At 66.7% G+C, this 16,978-nt stretch carries 15 protein-coding genes and 1 tRNA gene; 5 read left to right on the forward strand and 11 right to left on the reverse strand.

From position 1 onward, the window contains the following. Positions 1-62 precede the first annotated feature (62 nt). Positions 63-362 carry an Asp-tRNA(Asn)/Glu-tRNA(Gln) amidotransferase subunit GatC gene (gene gatC, locus AB4Y43_RS23085; RefSeq protein ID WP_028211911.1) on the reverse strand — a complete coding sequence of 100 codons (300 nt, stop codon included), beginning with the start codon at positions 360-362 and terminating at the stop codon, positions 63-65. Positions 363-791: 429 nt separating this feature from the next. Here gatC and AB4Y43_RS23090 point away from each other — a divergent pair, with 429 nt between their 5' ends. The 5 genes from AB4Y43_RS23090 to rodA all read left to right on the forward strand — a co-directional run bounded on the left by AB4Y43_RS23090 (position 792) and on the right by rodA (position 7,412). Continuing rightward, on the forward strand, positions 792-1,835 hold the full coding sequence (locus AB4Y43_RS23090; RefSeq protein WP_004189550.1) for a rod shape-determining protein: 1,044 nt from the start codon (positions 792-794) through the stop codon (positions 1,833-1,835). Positions 1,836-2,026: 191 nt separating this feature from the next. Next, on the forward strand, positions 2,027-3,139 hold the full coding sequence (mreC, locus tag AB4Y43_RS23095; protein WP_368682677.1) for a rod shape-determining protein MreC: 1,113 nt from the start codon (positions 2,027-2,029) through the stop codon (positions 3,137-3,139). After that, positions 3,139-3,651, forward strand: coding sequence for a rod shape-determining protein MreD (gene mreD, locus AB4Y43_RS23100; RefSeq protein WP_368728877.1), 513 nt, complete (start codon positions 3,139-3,141; stop codon positions 3,649-3,651). The genes mreC and mreD overlap by 1 nt, the downstream gene beginning before the upstream one ends. 101 nt (positions 3,652-3,752) lie before the next feature. Next, entirely contained in the window at positions 3,753-6,236 is a 2,484-nt protein-coding gene (gene mrdA, locus AB4Y43_RS23105; RefSeq protein WP_368728878.1) for a penicillin-binding protein 2, read from the forward strand. Between the two features lie 9 nt (positions 6,237-6,245). Continuing rightward, positions 6,246-7,412 (forward strand): rod shape-determining protein RodA, encoded by a 1,167-nt coding sequence (gene rodA, locus AB4Y43_RS23110; RefSeq protein ID WP_133183262.1) that lies wholly within the window; start codon positions 6,246-6,248, stop codon positions 7,410-7,412. Between the two features lie 107 nt (positions 7,413-7,519). On the opposite strand, the gene AB4Y43_RS23115 is transcribed toward rodA, so the two are convergent. The 10 genes from AB4Y43_RS23115 to rsmB form a co-directional block, all read right to left on the reverse strand. Further along, positions 7,520-8,245, reverse strand: coding sequence for a tetratricopeptide repeat protein (locus AB4Y43_RS23115; protein WP_083245245.1), 726 nt, complete (start codon positions 8,243-8,245; stop codon positions 7,520-7,522). Continuing rightward, positions 8,242-9,024, reverse strand: coding sequence for an HpcH/HpaI aldolase/citrate lyase family protein (locus AB4Y43_RS23120; protein ID WP_069264618.1), 783 nt, complete (start codon positions 9,022-9,024; stop codon positions 8,242-8,244). Before AB4Y43_RS23120 ends, AB4Y43_RS23115 begins: the two co-directional genes overlap by 4 nt. Positions 9,025-9,273: 249 nt before the next feature. Beyond that, complete coding sequence (gene queD, locus AB4Y43_RS23125; RefSeq protein ID WP_028203213.1) at positions 9,274-9,717, reverse strand: 6-carboxytetrahydropterin synthase QueD; 444 nt, start codon at positions 9,715-9,717, stop codon at positions 9,274-9,276. Between the two features lie 31 nt (positions 9,718-9,748). Continuing rightward, positions 9,749-10,381: a 7-carboxy-7-deazaguanine synthase gene (queE, locus tag AB4Y43_RS23130; protein WP_368728879.1), complete on the reverse strand. Its 633-nt coding sequence runs from the start codon at positions 10,379-10,381 to the stop codon at positions 9,749-9,751. A gap of 159 nt (positions 10,382-10,540) precedes the next feature. Next, on the reverse strand, positions 10,541-11,272 hold the full coding sequence (gene queC, locus AB4Y43_RS23135; protein WP_368728880.1) for a 7-cyano-7-deazaguanine synthase QueC: 732 nt from the start codon (positions 11,270-11,272) through the stop codon (positions 10,541-10,543). A 265-nt stretch (positions 11,273-11,537) separates the two neighbouring features. Beyond that, a tRNA-Phe gene (locus AB4Y43_RS23140) sits at positions 11,538-11,613 on the reverse strand. Between the two features lie 94 nt (positions 11,614-11,707). Beyond that, entirely contained in the window at positions 11,708-12,406 is a 699-nt protein-coding gene (gene esaR / locus AB4Y43_RS23145) for a response regulator transcription factor EsaR (protein ID WP_069264609.1), read from the reverse strand. Beyond that, positions 12,407-14,827, reverse strand: coding sequence for a PAS domain-containing sensor histidine kinase (locus AB4Y43_RS23150; RefSeq protein ID WP_069264607.1), 2,421 nt, complete (start codon positions 14,825-14,827; stop codon positions 12,407-12,409). Next, on the reverse strand, positions 14,817-15,410 hold the full coding sequence (locus tag AB4Y43_RS23155) for a DUF4390 domain-containing protein (protein WP_069264766.1): 594 nt from the start codon (positions 15,408-15,410) through the stop codon (positions 14,817-14,819). The genes AB4Y43_RS23150 and AB4Y43_RS23155 overlap by 11 nt, the downstream gene beginning before the upstream one ends. Beyond that, on the reverse strand, positions 15,407-16,978 hold the full coding sequence (gene rsmB / locus AB4Y43_RS23160; protein WP_368728881.1) for a 16S rRNA (cytosine(967)-C(5))-methyltransferase RsmB: 1,572 nt from the start codon (positions 16,976-16,978) through the stop codon (positions 15,407-15,409). The genes AB4Y43_RS23155 and rsmB overlap by 4 nt, the downstream gene beginning before the upstream one ends.

A 16,978-nucleotide genomic window follows, 5' to 3' on the forward strand; every position in this document is an offset into this window, starting at 1 on the left:
TGCCGTTTCGAACTGTTCCGACGACTCGAAAGATTTCGAAATGGCGAAAAAATGCTGCGCGCTTACTCAATCACGCGCGGTACGAGGTAAAGTCCGTCCTGCACCGCGGGCGCGGGACGCTGCAGCGCTTCGCGGTCCACGATTTCGGTCACGGCGTCCTCGCGCAGACGCAACGCGACGTCCTCGATCTGCTCGATCGGGTGGGCGAGCGGGGCGATGCCGGTCGTGTCCACGGCCTGCATCTGCTCGACGAGGCCGAAGAAGCCGTTCAGGCGTTCGAGCGTATTGCCGGCTTCGGCGTCGGCCAGTTCGAGGCGCGCAAGATGCGCGATGCGCTTCACATCGTTCAGGGTCAGGGCCATGCGGTCACCGGAAAAAGGGGCTGCGGCAGTGCGGAAATCGGTGCTGCAACAGCGGTTTATCGCGCCGGATCCGGCTCGGGAGGAAAGCTTCGATGAGGTCAAAAACTGCCTTCCGGATCCTGCAAAACAGGCAAAATTATAAGGTATCATTACGCGTTCGACCCAAACCCGGACCGCCTTGCATCCGCCTTTCAGGTCTGTACGCAACTCAATGCGGCCAGACAAGATCAAACGGGCGGCGCAGCCAGGCTGCCTCCGGTAACTATCCCCGCAGTCTCAGGCCCCTCGTGGCGCCCCTTGCGACGCCCTCCGCCGTGATTTCGGAGTGCTCTCGTGGTGGAGCATATCGCCCTGAGGCTGTGAATTTTTCCGCTGCCGCCCTCGCCCACCAAGCTGGAAGGACGGCCACAAGCGAGACAGGATTTTTGAATGTTCGGTTTTCTGCGTAGCTACTTCTCCAACGACCTGGCGATCGACCTCGGCACCGCCAACACCCTGATCTACATGCGCGGCAAGGGCATCGTCCTCGACGAACCCTCGGTCGTCTCCATTCGCCAGGAAGGCGGCCCGAACGGCAAGAAAACGATTCAGGCAGTCGGCAAGGAAGCCAAGCAGATGCTCGGCAAGGTCCCGGGCAACATCGAAGCCATCCGCCCGATGAAGGACGGCGTGATCGCCGACTTCACCGTCACCGAGCAGATGATCAAGCAGTTCATCAAGACGGCGCACGAGTCGCGCATGTTCTCGCCGTCGCCGCGCATCATCATCTGCGTGCCGTGCGGTTCGACCCAGGTCGAGCGCCGCGCGATCAAGGAAGCCGCGCACGGCGCGGGCGCCTCGCAGGTGTACCTCATCGAAGAGCCGATGGCCGCCGCGATCGGCGCGGGCCTGCCGGTTTCGGAAGCCACGGGCTCGATGGTCGTCGACATCGGCGGCGGCACGACCGAAGTGGGCGTGATCTCGCTCGGCGGCATCGTCTACAAGGGCTCGGTGCGCGTGGGCGGCGACAAGTTCGACGAAGCGATCGTCAACTACATCCGCCGCAACTACGGCATGCTGATCGGCGAACAAACCGCCGAAGCCATCAAGAAGGAAATCGGTTCGGCCTTCCCGGGTTCCGAAGTCAAGGAAATGGAAGTGAAGGGCCGCAACCTGTCGGAAGGCATTCCGCGCAGCTTCACCATTTCGAGCAACGAAATTCTCGAAGCGCTCACCGACCCGCTGAACCAGATCGTCTCGTCGGTGAAGATCGCGCTCGAACAAACGCCGCCGGAACTGGGCGCCGACATCGCCGAACGCGGCATGATGCTCACGGGCGGCGGCGCGCTGCTGCGCGACCTGGACCGCCTGCTCGCCGAAGAAACCGGTCTGCCGGTGCTCGTGGCCGAAGACCCGCTCACCTGCGTGGTGCGCGGCTCGGGCATGGCGCTCGAGCGCATGGACAAGCTTGGCAGCATCTTCTCGTACGAGTAAGCGCGCCGCGCACCGCTGCGCTCGCCCGCGGCGCGGTTTCGGCGTCGTCGCGCCACTGATGGCGTGGCGGCGCGCGCGCCGTTACGGCGCCCGCAACGGGACGTCCTGCGGGGCGCCGAAGATTCACACTTCGTTGTGCCCTCCGTTACACCCTCTGTTTCACCGAACCGCACACGCCCCCGGCGCCGACCATGGAATACAGTCCGCCGCCCCTCTTTAAACAGGGCCCATCGGCACTCGCACGGCTGATTTTCTTCGTCGTGCTGTCGCTCGCGCTCCTCGTCTCCGACGCGCGTTTCAAGACGCTCGAGATCGTGCGCGGCGTGCTCGGCGCGGGTCTCTACCCGCTGCAACGCGCGGCCCTCGTGCCGCGTGACTTCTTTATGGGCGCCGCCGATCTGGCCGTGACGAGTTCCACGCTGCGCACCGAAAACACCCAGCTGCACGTGCGCAATCTCCAGCTTTCGCAGCAGGCCAACGCGGCCGCTTCGCTCGCCGCCGAAAACGCGCACCTGCGCGCGCTTTTGCAGCTCTCGCAGCGCATCGGCGCACAAACCACGCCTGCAGAGATCCAGTACGACACGCGCGACCCGTTCACGCAAAAGGTCGTGATCGGCGGCGGCTCGCAGCAGGGCGTGCAGAACGGCTCACCGGTATTGAGCGAAGACGGCGTGATCGGCCAGGTCACACGCGTGTTCCCCATGCAGTCCGAAGTCACGCTCGTCACCGACAAGGACCAGGCCGTGCCGGTCGAAGTCGTGCGCACGGGCCTGCGCAGTGTGATCTACGGCACGGCGAAGGGCGACCTGCTCGATCTGCGCTTCGTGCCGATCAGCGCCGATCTGCAAGTGGGCGACGAACTCGTGACGAGCGGACTCGACGGCATCTATCCGCAAGGGCTGCCGGTCGCGAAGGTATTGCGCGTCGACAAGCAGGCCGATACCGCGTTCGCACGCGTGGTCTGCCTGCCGCTCGCCGCCGTTCGTGGGGCGCGCCAGGTGCTCGTGCTGCACTATGTGCCGCAGGTGCCGCCCAACCCGATCGCCGCCGAGGAAGCCGCAGCGGCCGCCGAGGCGAAGGACGCGAAGAAGAAGGCCGCCAAGGCCGCGGACAAAAAAGCTGACAAAAAGGCCGATGACGCGAAGGCGAAGCCCGCCGCCGCCGCATCGGGCGCGGCCCCGGCGCAGCAGGCCAAGCCGGCAGCGAACGCCACAGCAGCAGACACGAAGCCGGCGGAGAAAAAGCGGCCCAGGGAAAGCCTGCGCGAAGAGGCAGCGAAGGCCGTCGAGAAAGGGGGCCATTGATGCCGCGTCCGCAATACATTCTGCAGCCGGTCAATCCGTACTTCATCGTTTTCAGCCTCGCGGCGGCGTTCCTGCTGAACCTGCTGCCCTGGGGCAAGCTGCCCGGCGTGCCCGACTTCGTCGCGCTCGTGCTGCTGTTCTGGAACATTCACCAGCCGCGCAAAGTCGGCATGGGCGTCGCGTTCTTCCTCGGGCTCCTCATGGACGTCCACAACGCGAATCTGCTCGGCGAGCACGCGCTCGCGTACACGCTGCTTTCCTATGGCGCGATCACCATTCACCGCCGCGTGCTGTGGATGTCGATCGGCCTGCAGATGTTCGCCGTCACGCCCATGCTGGTCGGCGCGCAGGTCGTGCCGTTCGTGATCCGCCTGCTGATGGGCGCATCGTTTCCTGGCTGGGGTTACCTCATCAGCGGCTTCATCGAGGCGATCCTCTGGCCGATCGCGAGCGTGCTGCTGCTCCTGCCGCAGCGCCGCCCCGTCGATCCCGACGACACCCGGCCCATTTGAGCGGCACGCCGCCCGCCGCTGGAAGACTCGCTTGACTACCTCTTACGCACCCCGGCCCGCCGTTCCTCGCGATTGGAACCGCGGCGCCTGGGTCTGACAGCATGACCGAATTCAAGGACACCCAGCAGCAGCTCACGAAGTTCCGCCTGCGCGTCGCGGCGGCGGGGCTGTTCGTGTTCGTCTGCTTCGGGCTGATCGCGTTCCGCTTCCTCTATCTGCAGGTCTGGAACCACAGCAAGTATTCGCTGCAGGCCGACGAAAACCGCATTTCCGTCGCGCCGATCGTGCCGAACCGCGGCATCATCACCGACCGCAACGGCGTCGTGCTCGCGAAGAACTACTCGGCGTACACGCTCGAAATCACACCCTCGAAGCTCGCCGACACGCTCGACAACACGATCGACGAGCTCTCGACCGTGATTCCGATCGATGCGCGCGACCGCCGCCGCTTCAAGAAGCTGCTCGAAGACTCGAAGAACTTCGAGAGCCTGCCGATCCGCACGCGCCTCACCGACGACGAAGTCGCGCGCTTCACCGCCCAGCGTTTCCGCTTCCCCGGCGTGGAAGTGCGCGCGCGCCTGTTCCGCCAATATCCGCTCGGGCCCACGGCCGCGCACGTGATCGGCTATATCGGCCGGATTTCGCAGCGCGACCAGGAGCGCATCGACGACCTCTCCGACAAGAACGACAGCGATCCCGAGCACTACGATCCGCGTCTGGACGCGAACAACTACAACGGCACCGACTACATCGGCAAAATCGGCGTCGAGCAAAGCTACGAAACCGAGCTGCACGGCCTGACCGGCTTCGAGGAAGTGGAAGTGACGGCGGGCGGGCGCCCCGTGCGCACGCTCTCGCGCACCCAGGCCACGCCCGGCAACAACCTCGTGCTGTCGATCGACATCGGTCTGCAGCAGGTGGCCGAGCAGGCCTTCGCGGGCAAGCGCGGCGCGCTTGTGGCCATCGAGCCGTCCACGGGCGACATTCTCGCGTTCGTCTCGGCACCGAGCTTCGACCCGAACTCGTTCGTAGACGGCATCGACCAGCAGACCTGGGACGAGCTCAACAACTCGCCCGATCACCCGCTCCTGAACCGTCCGCTGCACGGCACCTACCCGCCGGGCTCGACCTACAAGCCGTTCATGGCGCTCGCCGCGCTCACGCTGCACAAGCGCACGCCGCAGTGGGGCTTTTCCGACCCCGGCTACTACATGTTCGGCGGCCACCGCTTCAACAACGACGTGCGCTCGGGCCAGGGCTGGATCGACATGAACCGCGCGATCATGGTGTCGAACGACACCTACTTCTTCATGCTCGCGCACGACCTGGGCGTGGACAACATCGCCAACTTCATGAAGCCGCTCGGCTTCGGCCAGCTCACCGGCATCGACATCGCGGGCGAGGCGCGCGGCATCCTGCCCTCCACCGAATGGAAGCGCAAGGCGTACCGCAAGCCCGAGCAGCAGCGCTGGTACGAGGGCGAGACGATCAGCCTCGGGATCGGCCAGGGCTACAACTCGTTCACGATCCTGCAACTCGCGCATGCCACGGCCACGCTCGCCGACAACGGCATTCTGATGAAGCCCCACCTCGTGAAGGAGATCGAGAATCCGATCACGAAGCAGGAGCGCCTCACGGTGCCGAGCGAAAGCGGGCGCCTGAACGTGAGCCAGACCGATATCGACGTGGTCAAGCGCGGCATGGAAAACGTGACGATGAATCCGTCGGGCACGGCCTACCAGGTGTTCCGCAACGCGCCGTACACCTCGGCGGGCAAGACCGGCACGGCGCAGGTCTTCTCGCTGCAGGGCGGCAAGTACAAGGCGCATGCGCTCGCCGAAAATCTGCGCGACCACGCGCTCTTCATCACGTTCGCGCCAGCCGAGAAGCCGCAGATCGCCGTCGCGCTGATCGTCGAAAACGGCGGCTGGGGCGCACAGGCCGCAGGTCCGATCGCCCGCCGCGTGCTCGATTACTGGCTCGTCGACCGGCTCAAGCCCGGCGTCGAGCAGGCGGCCGTGAGCGCGGCGGCTTCGGCCACGGAGGACGCGTCCGCGCCCGTGATCGGCGCGCCGCCTGAGGCGGCATCGGCGGCTTCAGCAGCCACGGGGGCCTCGGGCGTTGCCCCGGCCACACCGGCCACACCGGCCGCACAGCCGGTGCGGGTCGCAGCCGGCTTCACGCCGCTGCCGATTCCCGGCGCGGCATCTGCGGCTGCGGCTGCTTCGGCTGCTGCTGCGGCGGCTTCGGAAGCCTCGGGCGCGGCCGCTGCTGCGCCTGCCTCCGCTGCGCCTGCGGCCCCCGGCGCGGCGGCGCGGGCTACGCCCGCAAGCAGCGCCGCCGGCAAGACTCGCCAGCCACGCCAGAACGTTAGCCCCGATGCGCCCGCCACAACCGACGCCGTGAACGGCGGCACCGGCGGCACGAACGGCACGGCGGACACGGGTGCCGCCCGCCCCGCGCCCGCCTCCGTGCCCCGCCACTTCGGCCCTGGCCCCCATCGCCCGCACCGCCCCGCCAGCGCGAGCGACGCGGCTACGCTCGCACCGCCGCCCAAGCCCGCAACGGGCGGCATCGACGAGTAAGGAACCACCATGCCTTTCCTTCAGTTCGACAAGATCGACAAGCGCGCGGTGCTCGACACGCTGCGCAAGATGTTCCTCGGCTTCGACCGACCGCTCGCGCTCACCGTGTTCCTGCTGCTGTGCGTGGGCATCGTCACGCTGTACAGCGCGAGCCTCGACGTGCCGGGCCGCGTGGAAGACCAGCTGCGCAACATCATGCTCACCTTCGTGCTGATGTGGGCGCTCGCCAATGTGCCGCCCAACACGCTCATGCGCTTCGCGGTGCCGATCTATACCTTCGGCATCGCGCTGCTCATCGCCGTGGCGCTATTCGGCCTCACGCGCAAGGGCGCAAAGCGCTGGATCAACGTCGGCGTCGTGATTCAGCCCTCGGAAATCCTCAAGATCGCCACGCCGCTCATGCTCGCCTGGTACTACCAGCGCCGCGAAGGCGTGATGCGCTGGTACGACTTCGTCGTCGGCTTCGTGATTCTGCTCGTGCCGGTGGGGCTCATCGCCAAGCAGCCGGACCTGGGCACCGCGGTGCTCGTGTTCGCGTCGGGCCTCTTCGTCATCTATTTCGCGGGGCTCTCGTTCAAGCTGATCGTGCCGGTGCTGATCGCAGGCGTGATCGCGGTGGCCTCGATCGCGGCGTTCCAGGACAAGATCTGCCAGCCGCAGGTGAACTGGCCGCTCATGCACGACTACCAGAAGCACCGCATCTGCACGCTGCTCGACCCGACCTCCGATCCGCTCGGCAAGGGCTTCCACACCATCCAGGCCGTGATCGCGATCGGCTCGGGCGGCCCGCTCGGCAAGGGCTGGTTGAAGGGCACACAGTCGCACCTGGAGTTCATTCCCGAAAAGCACACCGACTTCATCTTCGCGGTGTTCTCCGAAGAGTTCGGCCTCGCGGGCGGCCTCGTGCTGCTCACGCTCTATATGTGTCTGATCGCGCGCGGGCTCTATATCGCCGCGAACGGCTCGACGCTCTTTGGGCGATTACTGGCCGGCTCGCTCACGATGGCGTTCTTTACCTATGCGTTCGTCAACATCGGCATGGTGAGCGGCATCCTGCCCGTGGTGGGCGTGCCGCTGCCGTTCATGAGTTATGGCGGCACGGCACTCACCACGCTCGGCGTGGCGATCGGGCTCATCATGAGCGTGGGACGCCAGAAGCGGTTGATGCAGAGTTGAAGGCGCGGCGGGCAGCTATGCCCGCCCGATCGCAGAGATCGAAGCAACCAAAAAAAACGCGCCGACATTGAACGGCGCGTTTTCGTTTCGCGGTCGCTTGCTGGCGCTTACTGGGTGGGCGCCGACTTCATCAGCTGCGCGCTCAACTGCTGGTACTTCAAACGCGCCACGGGATCGCCCTGCGCCGCCGCGGCGGCATAGTACGCGCGCGCGACGTTGAGGTTCTTCGGCACGCCGTCGCCGCCGCGCTCGTAGAACGAGCCGGTCACGTATTGCGCGGTCATGTCGCCGCCCTCGGCGGCCTTCTTGTACCAGTAGAACGCCTGCTTGTTGTCGCGCGTGGTGCCGCGCCCGTCGAGGTACTGGTTCGCGAGCGCCAGCTCCGCCTGCACGTGACCCTGCTTCGCCGCCTTGAGAAACCACTGGTGCGCCTGCACGGGATCGCGCTCGACGAAGTCGCCGTCGTCGTACATCTTGCCGTACACGTACTGCGCGTGCGACATGTTCGCGTCCGCCGCCTTGCGCAGCCACTTGCGGCCCTCGCCCACGTCGGCGGCCCCGCCTTCGCCGTTCACGAGCATCATCGCGTAGTTGAACTCCGCCAGCCGGTTGCCGCGCTCGGCCGCCGCCAGGAACTCGGCGCGCGCCGCGCTGAGGTTGCCCGCGTTGTAGTCGGCAACGGCGTTGGCCGTTTGCGGATCGGACTCCGCGCCCGCGGTGGCGCTCGCGGCGTCGGCGGCTGCCGTCACTCCGCTCACACCGAGCGCAGCAGCCGCGAGACAGCCGATGGCGAGCGCGCGCGCACGCCCGAAAAGCGCTTTCGGACGCTTCATGATCTCGCCTCCTGCAGCGCCTGGCGTGTCGCGCGCACGAGCCATATCACGTCGGCGGCCAGGGCGATGAAGCTGAAACCCATCTCGCGATACTGCCTGGCGGCGGCCGCATCCATGGCGAAGATGCCTGCCGCGACGCCCGCCTCGCGCGCGGCCGCGACGATGCGCTGCACGGCGGCGACGACGTCCGGATGCTTCGAGTCGCCGAGATGGCCGAGGCTCGCGGCCAGATCGGCGGGACCCACGAACAGGCAGTCGACGCCCGGCACCTTCGCGATCTTCTCGACTTCGGCCAGTGCCGCCGCCGACTCGATCTGCACGATCGTCGCGATCTGCGCGTTCGCGCCCTGAAGGTAATCGCGCCGCATGCCGTAGGCCGCCGCGCGCACCACGCCCGCCACGCCGCGCTGGCCGCCGGGCGTGCGCGCGTCGGGGTACTGCGTGAGGCTCACAGCGCGTGCGGCCTCTTCAGCCGAGGCCACGTTGGGGAACATCACCGTGCGCGCGCCCGCGTCGAGCACATGCTTCACGAGCCACGGCTCGCTGTCCGGCAGACGCACCACGGGCTCGGTGGGCAGATGCGCGGCCGCGATGGCGCGCAGTTGCGCGATGGTGTCGGCGCTGTCGTTGGGCGTGTGCTCCATGTCGATCAACAGCCAGTCGAAGCCGGCGTGCGCGAGCGCCTCGGCGGCGGTCTCGCTGCCCATCGAAAGCCATAAGCCGAATAGCGCGTCCGCCTCCTTGAGGCGTTCCTTGAGGGGATTGGTGAAGGTGCTCATCGCCGTGCTCCCGGCGAGGCCGCGGGGCGCACGCGCCAGGCGCGGGCGGTGTCGCCCGGCAGCGCGGCAGCCGGCAGGTCTCGCTCCGTTATGTGTTTGTCGGGCCGCGCGCGGGGATGCGCAGGCCTTGCGGCAATGATCATACCGCGACAAAAACCTGGCGGTCGGCACGGAAAACCCGCCTTGCGCGGGTCGTCGGAGCGAGGGTGAAGCGGCGGGTGAAACGACTGAGGCGGGGTCCTGCTCGCGTCAGTCGCGCGTGACTTCGGCCCAGCAGTTCGGCGTCTCGTACAGGCGCAGCTTGTGCAGGCGCAGATTCACGCCATAGTGCGCGTCGTACACGTTCGCGAGAATGTCGAATGCGATGGCCGCGAGGTTTTCCACGGTCGGAATGCGGTCGATCACGACTGTCTTGTGGCCCGGCAGCGTTTCGAGGAAGCCGCGCACCTGCGTATCGCCCGCGAAGACGAGGAACGCGTGATCCCACAGATCGACGAGATGCTGGTTCGCGAGCGACTTCACGTCGGCGAAGTCCATCACCATGCCGCGGTCGGGCGCGCCCTCGGTTTCGACGAGGTCGCCTTCCAGCGTGATTTCGAGCACGTAGCGATGGCCGTGCAGATTACGGCACTGGCTGCGGTGGTCGGGAATGCGGTGGCCCGCGTCGAATTCGAGTTTTCGGGTGATCGTCAGCACGGCGCTTCTTCAGGTAAATTCGCGTGAATCAGGGAATGTTCAGGTATTTGTGGGTCTGCATCGACAGGCGCCACTGCGGATGGCGCTTGCACCAGTCGATGGCGAGCTTCGTGTTCAGGTCGCGCGACGGGCCGTCCATGGGCTGCACGAGAAAATACTCGAAATCGAGCTTCGCGTACTCTGCCAGGCGCTGGTTTTCCTGCGGCACGACAACCTTCAACTCGTTGCCCTTCGTGACGACGAGCGGCGCGTCGGCCTTCGGGCTCACGCAGATCCAGTCGATCGTTTCCAGCACCGGCAGCGAGCCGTTCGTTTCGATCGCGATCTCGAAACCGGCGGCGTGCAGCGCGTCGACGAACGGCTGGTCGATCTGCAGCATCGGCTCGCCGCCCGTGCAGACCACGAAGCGGTTGCCCTCGCCTTCGGGCCACAGCGAGGCGATCTGCGCGACGAGTTCTTCCGGCGTGCGGAATTTGCCGCCGTTCTCGCCATCGGTGCCGACAAAGTCGGTGTCGCAGAAGCGGCAAACGGCCCGCTCGCGATCTTCCTCGCGGCCCGACCAGAGATTGCAGCCGGCGAACCGGCAGAACACGGCCGGACGCCCGGCGTTCGCGCCCTCGCCCTGCAATGTGTAGAAAATTTCCTTTACCGCGTAAGTCATCGTGCAGCCTGGTTCTGGCTCATGCGCGCAAGGCGCGTGCAAAGCCGGTTGGTCTCGGGCGCGAAATCATCGTGTCGGCGGGGGGGGCGCGCCGCCCGTGCGCGGCCCTGGCCGTATTCATTCACCGCGAAAGTGACGCGCGCGGCCCGAGGCTAACACTCAGGCCGGGGCTTCCGTCACGTTCTCGCCGGCGAGATACGCTTCATACCCGCGCTTGCGCAACTTGCACGCCGGGCACTCGCCGCAGCCGAACCCCCACGCGTGAAGCTCCGCGCGCTCGCCCAGGTAGCAGGTGTGCGTTTCCACGCGGACCATATCCACCAGCGCTTCGCCGCCCAGCTTTTCGGCGAGGCGCCATGTATCGGCCTTGTCGAGCCACATGAGCGGCGTTTCCAGCACGAAGCGCGTGTCCATGCCGAGATTGAGCACGACCTGCAGCGCCTTCATCGTGTCGTCGCGGCAGTCGGGATAGCCCGAGAAGTCGGTTTCGCACATCCCGCCCACGAGCACCGTGAGCCCGCGACGATAAGCGATCGCCGCGGCGATCTGCATGAACATCAGGTTGCGGCCAGGCACGAAGGTGTTCGGCAAGCCGCTCGCGGCGGTTTCGATCTCGATCTCGCGCGTCATGGCCGTGTCGCTGATCGAGCCGAGCACCGAGAGGTCGATCATGTGATCGTCGCCGAGACGCTCGCCCCACTCGGGGAACGTGCTGGCGATCGCCGCGCGAAAACCCTCGCGGCATTCCAGTTCGACGCGATGACGCTGGCCGTAATCGAAGCCGAGCGTTTCGACGCTCTGGTAGCGGTCGAGCGCCCATGCGAGGCACGTGGCCGAATCCTGGCCGCCGGAAAACAGGACGAGCGCGCCTTTGGCTTCTGTTCGAGTCACCGTGAAACTCCGTGTATGAGGTTCCGCGCGAATGCTTTCGTTGCTGGCGCTTTGCTGGTTTCCTTGCCCGCTTTTGTCGCCTGGCGCCCGGCGGGCCGGCAGGGACAACCCCCGCGCCGGCTCATGCAGTATAGGCCGGGGCCCTTCTACGGGCATCGGCGCACCCTTATACCCCGGATACCGTCGATGTCTGGAGCTCAAGCCGCAGGACAACGCGCACAACGAAAAAGCCCCAGGAATCGAACGATCTCCTGGGGCTGCATTCTGGTGGCCTGGGACGGAATCGAACCATCGACACGCGGATTTTCAATCCGCTGCTCTACCAACTGAGCTACCGGGCCAACGAAGAAAGAAGATTATAGCGGTGAAATCAGCGCTTGCCAAGTGGCTTTCGCAAAATTGACGCGCCTGTCCGCGCCGCTCACTTGCACGCGTTCATTCGCCCTTGCTCTTGCCGAGGTCCACGCCGAGCTGCTTGAGCTTGCGATACAGGTGCGTACGCTCAAGCCCCGTTTTTTCGGCCACGCGCGTCATGCTGCCGTTCTCGCGCGCGAGGTGGTACTCGAAGTAGGCACGCTCGAACGCGTCGCGCGCATCGCGCAGCGGGATATCGAACGAGATCGATGCCGTTTGCGTGGCCGCCGCCTGCATGCCATGCACGCCGTCGGCGCCCAGTACCGGCAGCGCCGCCGCGGATGCCACGACCGCGGGTCCACCCGCCGCCGTCTTCCCCGCTGCCGCCGCTGTGGCCGGCGCGACCGGCGCGGCCGTGCCGCGCGCGAGCCCCTGCTCGACCGCCTTCAACAGCTTTTGCAGCGCGATCGGTTTTTCGAGGAAGTTGAGCGCGCCGATCTTCGTCGCCTCGACGGCGGTGTCGATGGTCGCGTGCCCCGACATCATGATGACCGGCATGGTGAGATGGCCCTGCGCGGCCCATTCCTTGAGCAGCGTCACGCCATCGGTGTCCGGCATCCAGATATCGAGCAGCACGAGATCCGGCACGTGGCGCTGCCGGAAGTCGCGCGCCTGCTGCGCATCTTCCGCGAGCTCCACGACGTGTCCTTCGTCGCTGAGGATCTCCGAGAGCAATTCCCGGATGCCCATTTCATCGTCTACCACCAGGATGGTTGCCATTTACGCTGCCCTTGTCTGCACTGTTGCTTTTGATCCTTGCTCCGCTTCGGCACGCGCCTGCCCCTCCCCGGATCGGCCGGGTCCGGGCGTGGCGGCATCGTCTGCCAACTGGAGAAAGAGAATCGAGATCTGCGCGCCTTCGATCACATCGCCCGCTCTCATTCGATTGCGGATGTCGATGCGCGCGCCGTGCTCGTCGACGATCTTCTTGACCATCGCAAGCCCGAGTCCTGTTCCTTTGGCCTTGGTCGTCACATAGGGTTCGAACGCACGCGTGAGAATGCGCGCCGGGAAACCCGGGCCGTTGTCCGATACCGTGAGACGAACCGCCACGCGCGTGCGTCCTTGCGCGTCGGGGTCTCCGTATTCTACGGCGCGGGTCTCGAGCGTCACGCGAGGATTCTGCGTGTCGGCCACCGCGTCCTGCGCGTTTTGCAGCAGGTTGTGGATCACCTGACGCAATTGTGTCGCGTCGCCGCGTATCACGGGCAATTCGGAGAGCTCGACCTTGATCGCGCTCTTGCCTTCTTCCGCGCCGTAGAGCGTGAGCACTTCGCTCACGAGTTCATTGAGCTGCAGGTTCGCGAGCACCGCCGGCGGCGTGCGCGCGTAATCACGGAAGTCGTCGACCATCTGCTTCATCGCCGCGACCTGATTGACGATGGTGGTCGCGCCGCGCCTGAGCACTTCGGCGTCGGTGGGCGCGAGCTTGTCGGTGAGCTTCATCTGCAGGCGTTCGGCCGAGAGCTGGATCGGCGTGAGCGGATTCTTGATCTCGTGCGCGAGACGCCGCGCGACTTCGCCCCACGCCACCGAGCGCTGCGCCGAGATCACGTCGGAGATGTCGTCGAACACCACGACGTAGCCCGAGGTCTGCATGTCGCCCGCGTCGCGGCCCGTGTCGGATACGAGGCGCGCGCCGCGCACGAGCAGCGTGAGCGGATCGGTCTCGCCCGGAATCGGCACGGAGAACTGCTGCTGCCAATGGCCGCGCTCTTGATCGCCATCGCCGCGCGAAGCTTCCTGGTCGGCGAAGGCCTTGCGCACCATCGCGCCGAACTCCGTGAGCGCGCCGATGTGATCGAGCGCGACGCCGAGCTGCGTCTGGAACGGCTGACGGAAAATGCGCTCCGCGCCGGGGTTCGCCGTCGTGAGGCGGAACTGCCGGTCGAACACGAACACGCCCGCCGTGAGGTTCGCGAGAATGCTCTCGAGGTACGCCTTCGAATGCTCGAGCGCGACGCGGTTCTTCTCCACGGCCTGGCGCGCTTCGGAAAGCTGGCGCGTCATCGCGTTGAACGACTGCGTGAGGAAGCCCAGCTCGTCGCGCGACTTGATTTCGCGCTTGGGCGTGTAGTCGCCCTCGGTCACTTCCTTCGTGCCCTGCGCGAGCAGGAAGAGCGGCCTCGCGAGCTGGTTGCCGAGGGCGAGCGCGAGCATCATCGCGACGAAAGTGGCGAGGAAAAGCGCGAGCGTGAGCGTGCCGATATACATCTTGCGCAGGCCCGTGCGGCCGAGCGCCTTCTCCTGGTACTCGCGATACGCGCGCTGCACCGCGTCGGCGTTGCGCGCGAGCGCGGCCGGCACCGGCTGCTCGAGCTGCAGGAAACGCTCGACCGGCTGCAGATCCGTTGTGTTCGCATCGGGAATGCGGGTGACCACCCGCAATCGAAGCGCGCCCTTCGAGCCAAGCTGATGCGGGTCGCCGTCCACTTCGCCTTCGATCGCCGCATAGCCGCGCCCGCGCGCCTGATCGATCATGAGCGCCGTGGGCATGTCGGCGGGCATGAGCGACGAGAAGTTGCTCGACGCCTGCGCCACCACGTGCATGTCGGGCGCCGCGCCCGACATGCTGCGCACCGGCTCGACGATCATCGCGTCCTGCACGCCGAACTGGTCGCGCGCGCGCAGCAGCGTGAGCGTCGTGCCTGCCGAATCGCCGTTCGCGATCTGCTCCGCCATCAGACGGCCCTTGGTTTGCAGGTCGGAGAGCGAGGCGTCGAGCATGCCGCGGCCGAGATTCAGGCCGGCGGTGAGCGCGGTTTCCACGTTCACGTCGAACCACGACTCGATCGAGCGCGAGACGAACTGATAGGAAACGATATAGATGATGCCGCCCGGCACCACGCCCACGAGCGCGAAGAAGAACGCGAGCTTTGCGAGCAGCCGCGTGCCGAACTTGCCGCGCCTCAAGCGCACGACGATCACGATCATGAGCGCCGTGACCACCGACAGGAAGATCAGCGCGACGACGATATTGGCCGCGTAGAGCCAGCCGTAGTAGCGGTCGAAGAACTCGGTGTTCGCGCTCGCCGCGGCGAGCAGGACGAGCAGCAGCGTCGCGGTGAACGCGACGGTGGAGACGAGCAGCTTGACGACGACGCTGCTGAAGCTGGTGGCGCGGCGTACTTTATTTAGCACGTTCGGTCACCGTGAAGTTGAAGCGCTTCCAGTCGGAAGCGAGGTTCCAGTCGCGGTTGTTCACGGCGTCGATCTGGAACGGCTTGGGCATCAGCGCGACGTCGAGCTGCATGCGCACCGAGGCCGTGTACGTTTCGCCGGCGTGCACGTCGTTGCGATCGATCACGTGCCACGAGGTGACGTGCTTGATGACCGCGAGCGCTTCTGCGAGCGTCGAGAAGCCGAGCTGCAGACCGCCGCTCGAGACGCGGTACTCGCGCGTGAGCGGCTGGAACGACAGGCGAATGCTTTGCGAAACGCTCACCGGCTGTTCGTCGAACCAGTACCAGCGCGCGCGCGTGAGCTCGAAGTCGGTGGTGAAGTAGAGCGGAATGCCCTTGTTGACCGCGTCTTCCAGGCTGCTGTTGAGGTCGAAGTCGAAACGGGCGTCGAGGCTCCAGCCGTTGCTGTCGGCCTGGAGCGACGCGCGCTGCACCGAGATCGAGTCGGCGCGCGCCGGCGCGGCGGCCACGAAGCCGACGACGGCAAGCACCAGCCAGATCAGGGCCGCGAACCGCAGCGGGAAGAAGCGTTTGATGGTCACCGTTTCTGAAAGCGCGCGTAGAAGAATCCGTCGTGATCTGCGGTGCGATCGGGAACGGGAAAGACCGTCGTCGTCACTTCGGCCTTTGCAGCAGCATCGTGCCGCGCTTCGCCGGCTGCGCCGTCTTCTGGCCCCCGGGCCGGCGCGCCGAATGCCTCGGGCAGCAGTTGCCCCGGGGCGTCCAATCGTACCGCATCCGCATGGGTGCTTTCAAACCAGCGCGCCTGCGCCTCGCCTTCCTCGGGGAAGATCGAACAGGTCACGTACAGCAGTTCGCCGCCCGGCTTCACGAGCGGCCACAGCGCATCGACGATGCGGCGCTGCTCGGCGGCAAGCGCCGGGATGTCGCTCTCGCGGCGCAGCCAGCGAATGTCCGGATGACGGCGCACGATGCCCGAGGCCGAGCATGGCACGTCGGCGAGGATGCGATCGAAGCCTTCGCCGTCATGCCACGCGGCAGGATTGCCCGCGTCGCCGACCACGATCGATGCGCGCCGCATGGGGTGCGCGGGATCGTCTTGCGCGAAACCGAGGCGCGCGAAGTTTTCGCCGATGCGCGCAGCGCGCGTGGCGTCGCTTTCGAGCGCAACCAGATCGATGTCGGCAAGCTCGAGCAGATGGCCGCTCTTGCCGCCGGGCGCCGCGCACGCGTCGAGCACACGCATGCCGTCACGCACGCCGAGGATTTGTGCGGCCACTTGCGCGCCGGCGTCCTGCACGGACACGTCGCCCGCGAGGAACCCGGGGATGCGATCCACCGGCAACGCGGCGGCCAGACGCACGGCGTGTTCGCCGATCTGCGTGGCGGCGATGTTTTCGGCGGCGAGCCGCTGGACGTAATCGGCGGCGCTCGTGCGGCGCGCATTCACGCGCAGCGTGAGCGGGCCTTGCGTGTTGCCCGCGGCGAGAATCGCCTGCCACTGCGTGGGCCACGCGGCGCGGACCGCGTCGATCCACCAGCGCGGATAGTTCCAGTGGGCGGTTTCATCGGCCTGGGCGGCGGCAAGCGCGGTGTCGCGCTCGCGCAAAAATCCGCGCAGTACCGCATTGACGAGCCCCTTCGCGAAGGCGATCTCGCGGCGCGCGCCCCCGGCGCGCACGACCTGATCGACGACCGTAAACGGCGTGTAGGCGGCGCTCGCCTCGTCCTCGGCGAGCAACGCCAGCGCGCAGGCGAGCAGGTTCGCGACGAGCGGCGGCGGCGCCTTGCTCACGCGCTGCCGGATCAGCCAGTCGACCGTGCCGAGCCGCCGCATGGTGCGATAGGCGATGTCCTGCACAGCGCCGCGAGCCTGCGGCGCGACGTCGGCGGGCAAGGCGGCGAAGGCGCTCGCGAGCGCGGCGGGCAAGGCGGCGAAGGCGCTCGCGAGCGCGGCGGGCAAGGCCGAACCGGCGCGCACCGCGCCGACCGCATGAGCGGCCTGGTCGAGCGCAAAGCCCAGCGAATCGGGGGCCAGGTGCACGGCGTGGCTGCGCGCCGGCGCCGCGCCCTGCTGGCGCGCGGGCGATGCGGAACTCTTTTTGCCTTGAGACGGCTTGCCGGGTCGCCGGGATGGGCTGGATGTCAT

It is taken from the genome of Paraburkholderia sp. BR10872, assembly GCF_040965835.1.
Classification (GTDB): Bacteria; Pseudomonadota; Gammaproteobacteria; order Burkholderiales; family Burkholderiaceae; genus Paraburkholderia; species Paraburkholderia nodosa_A.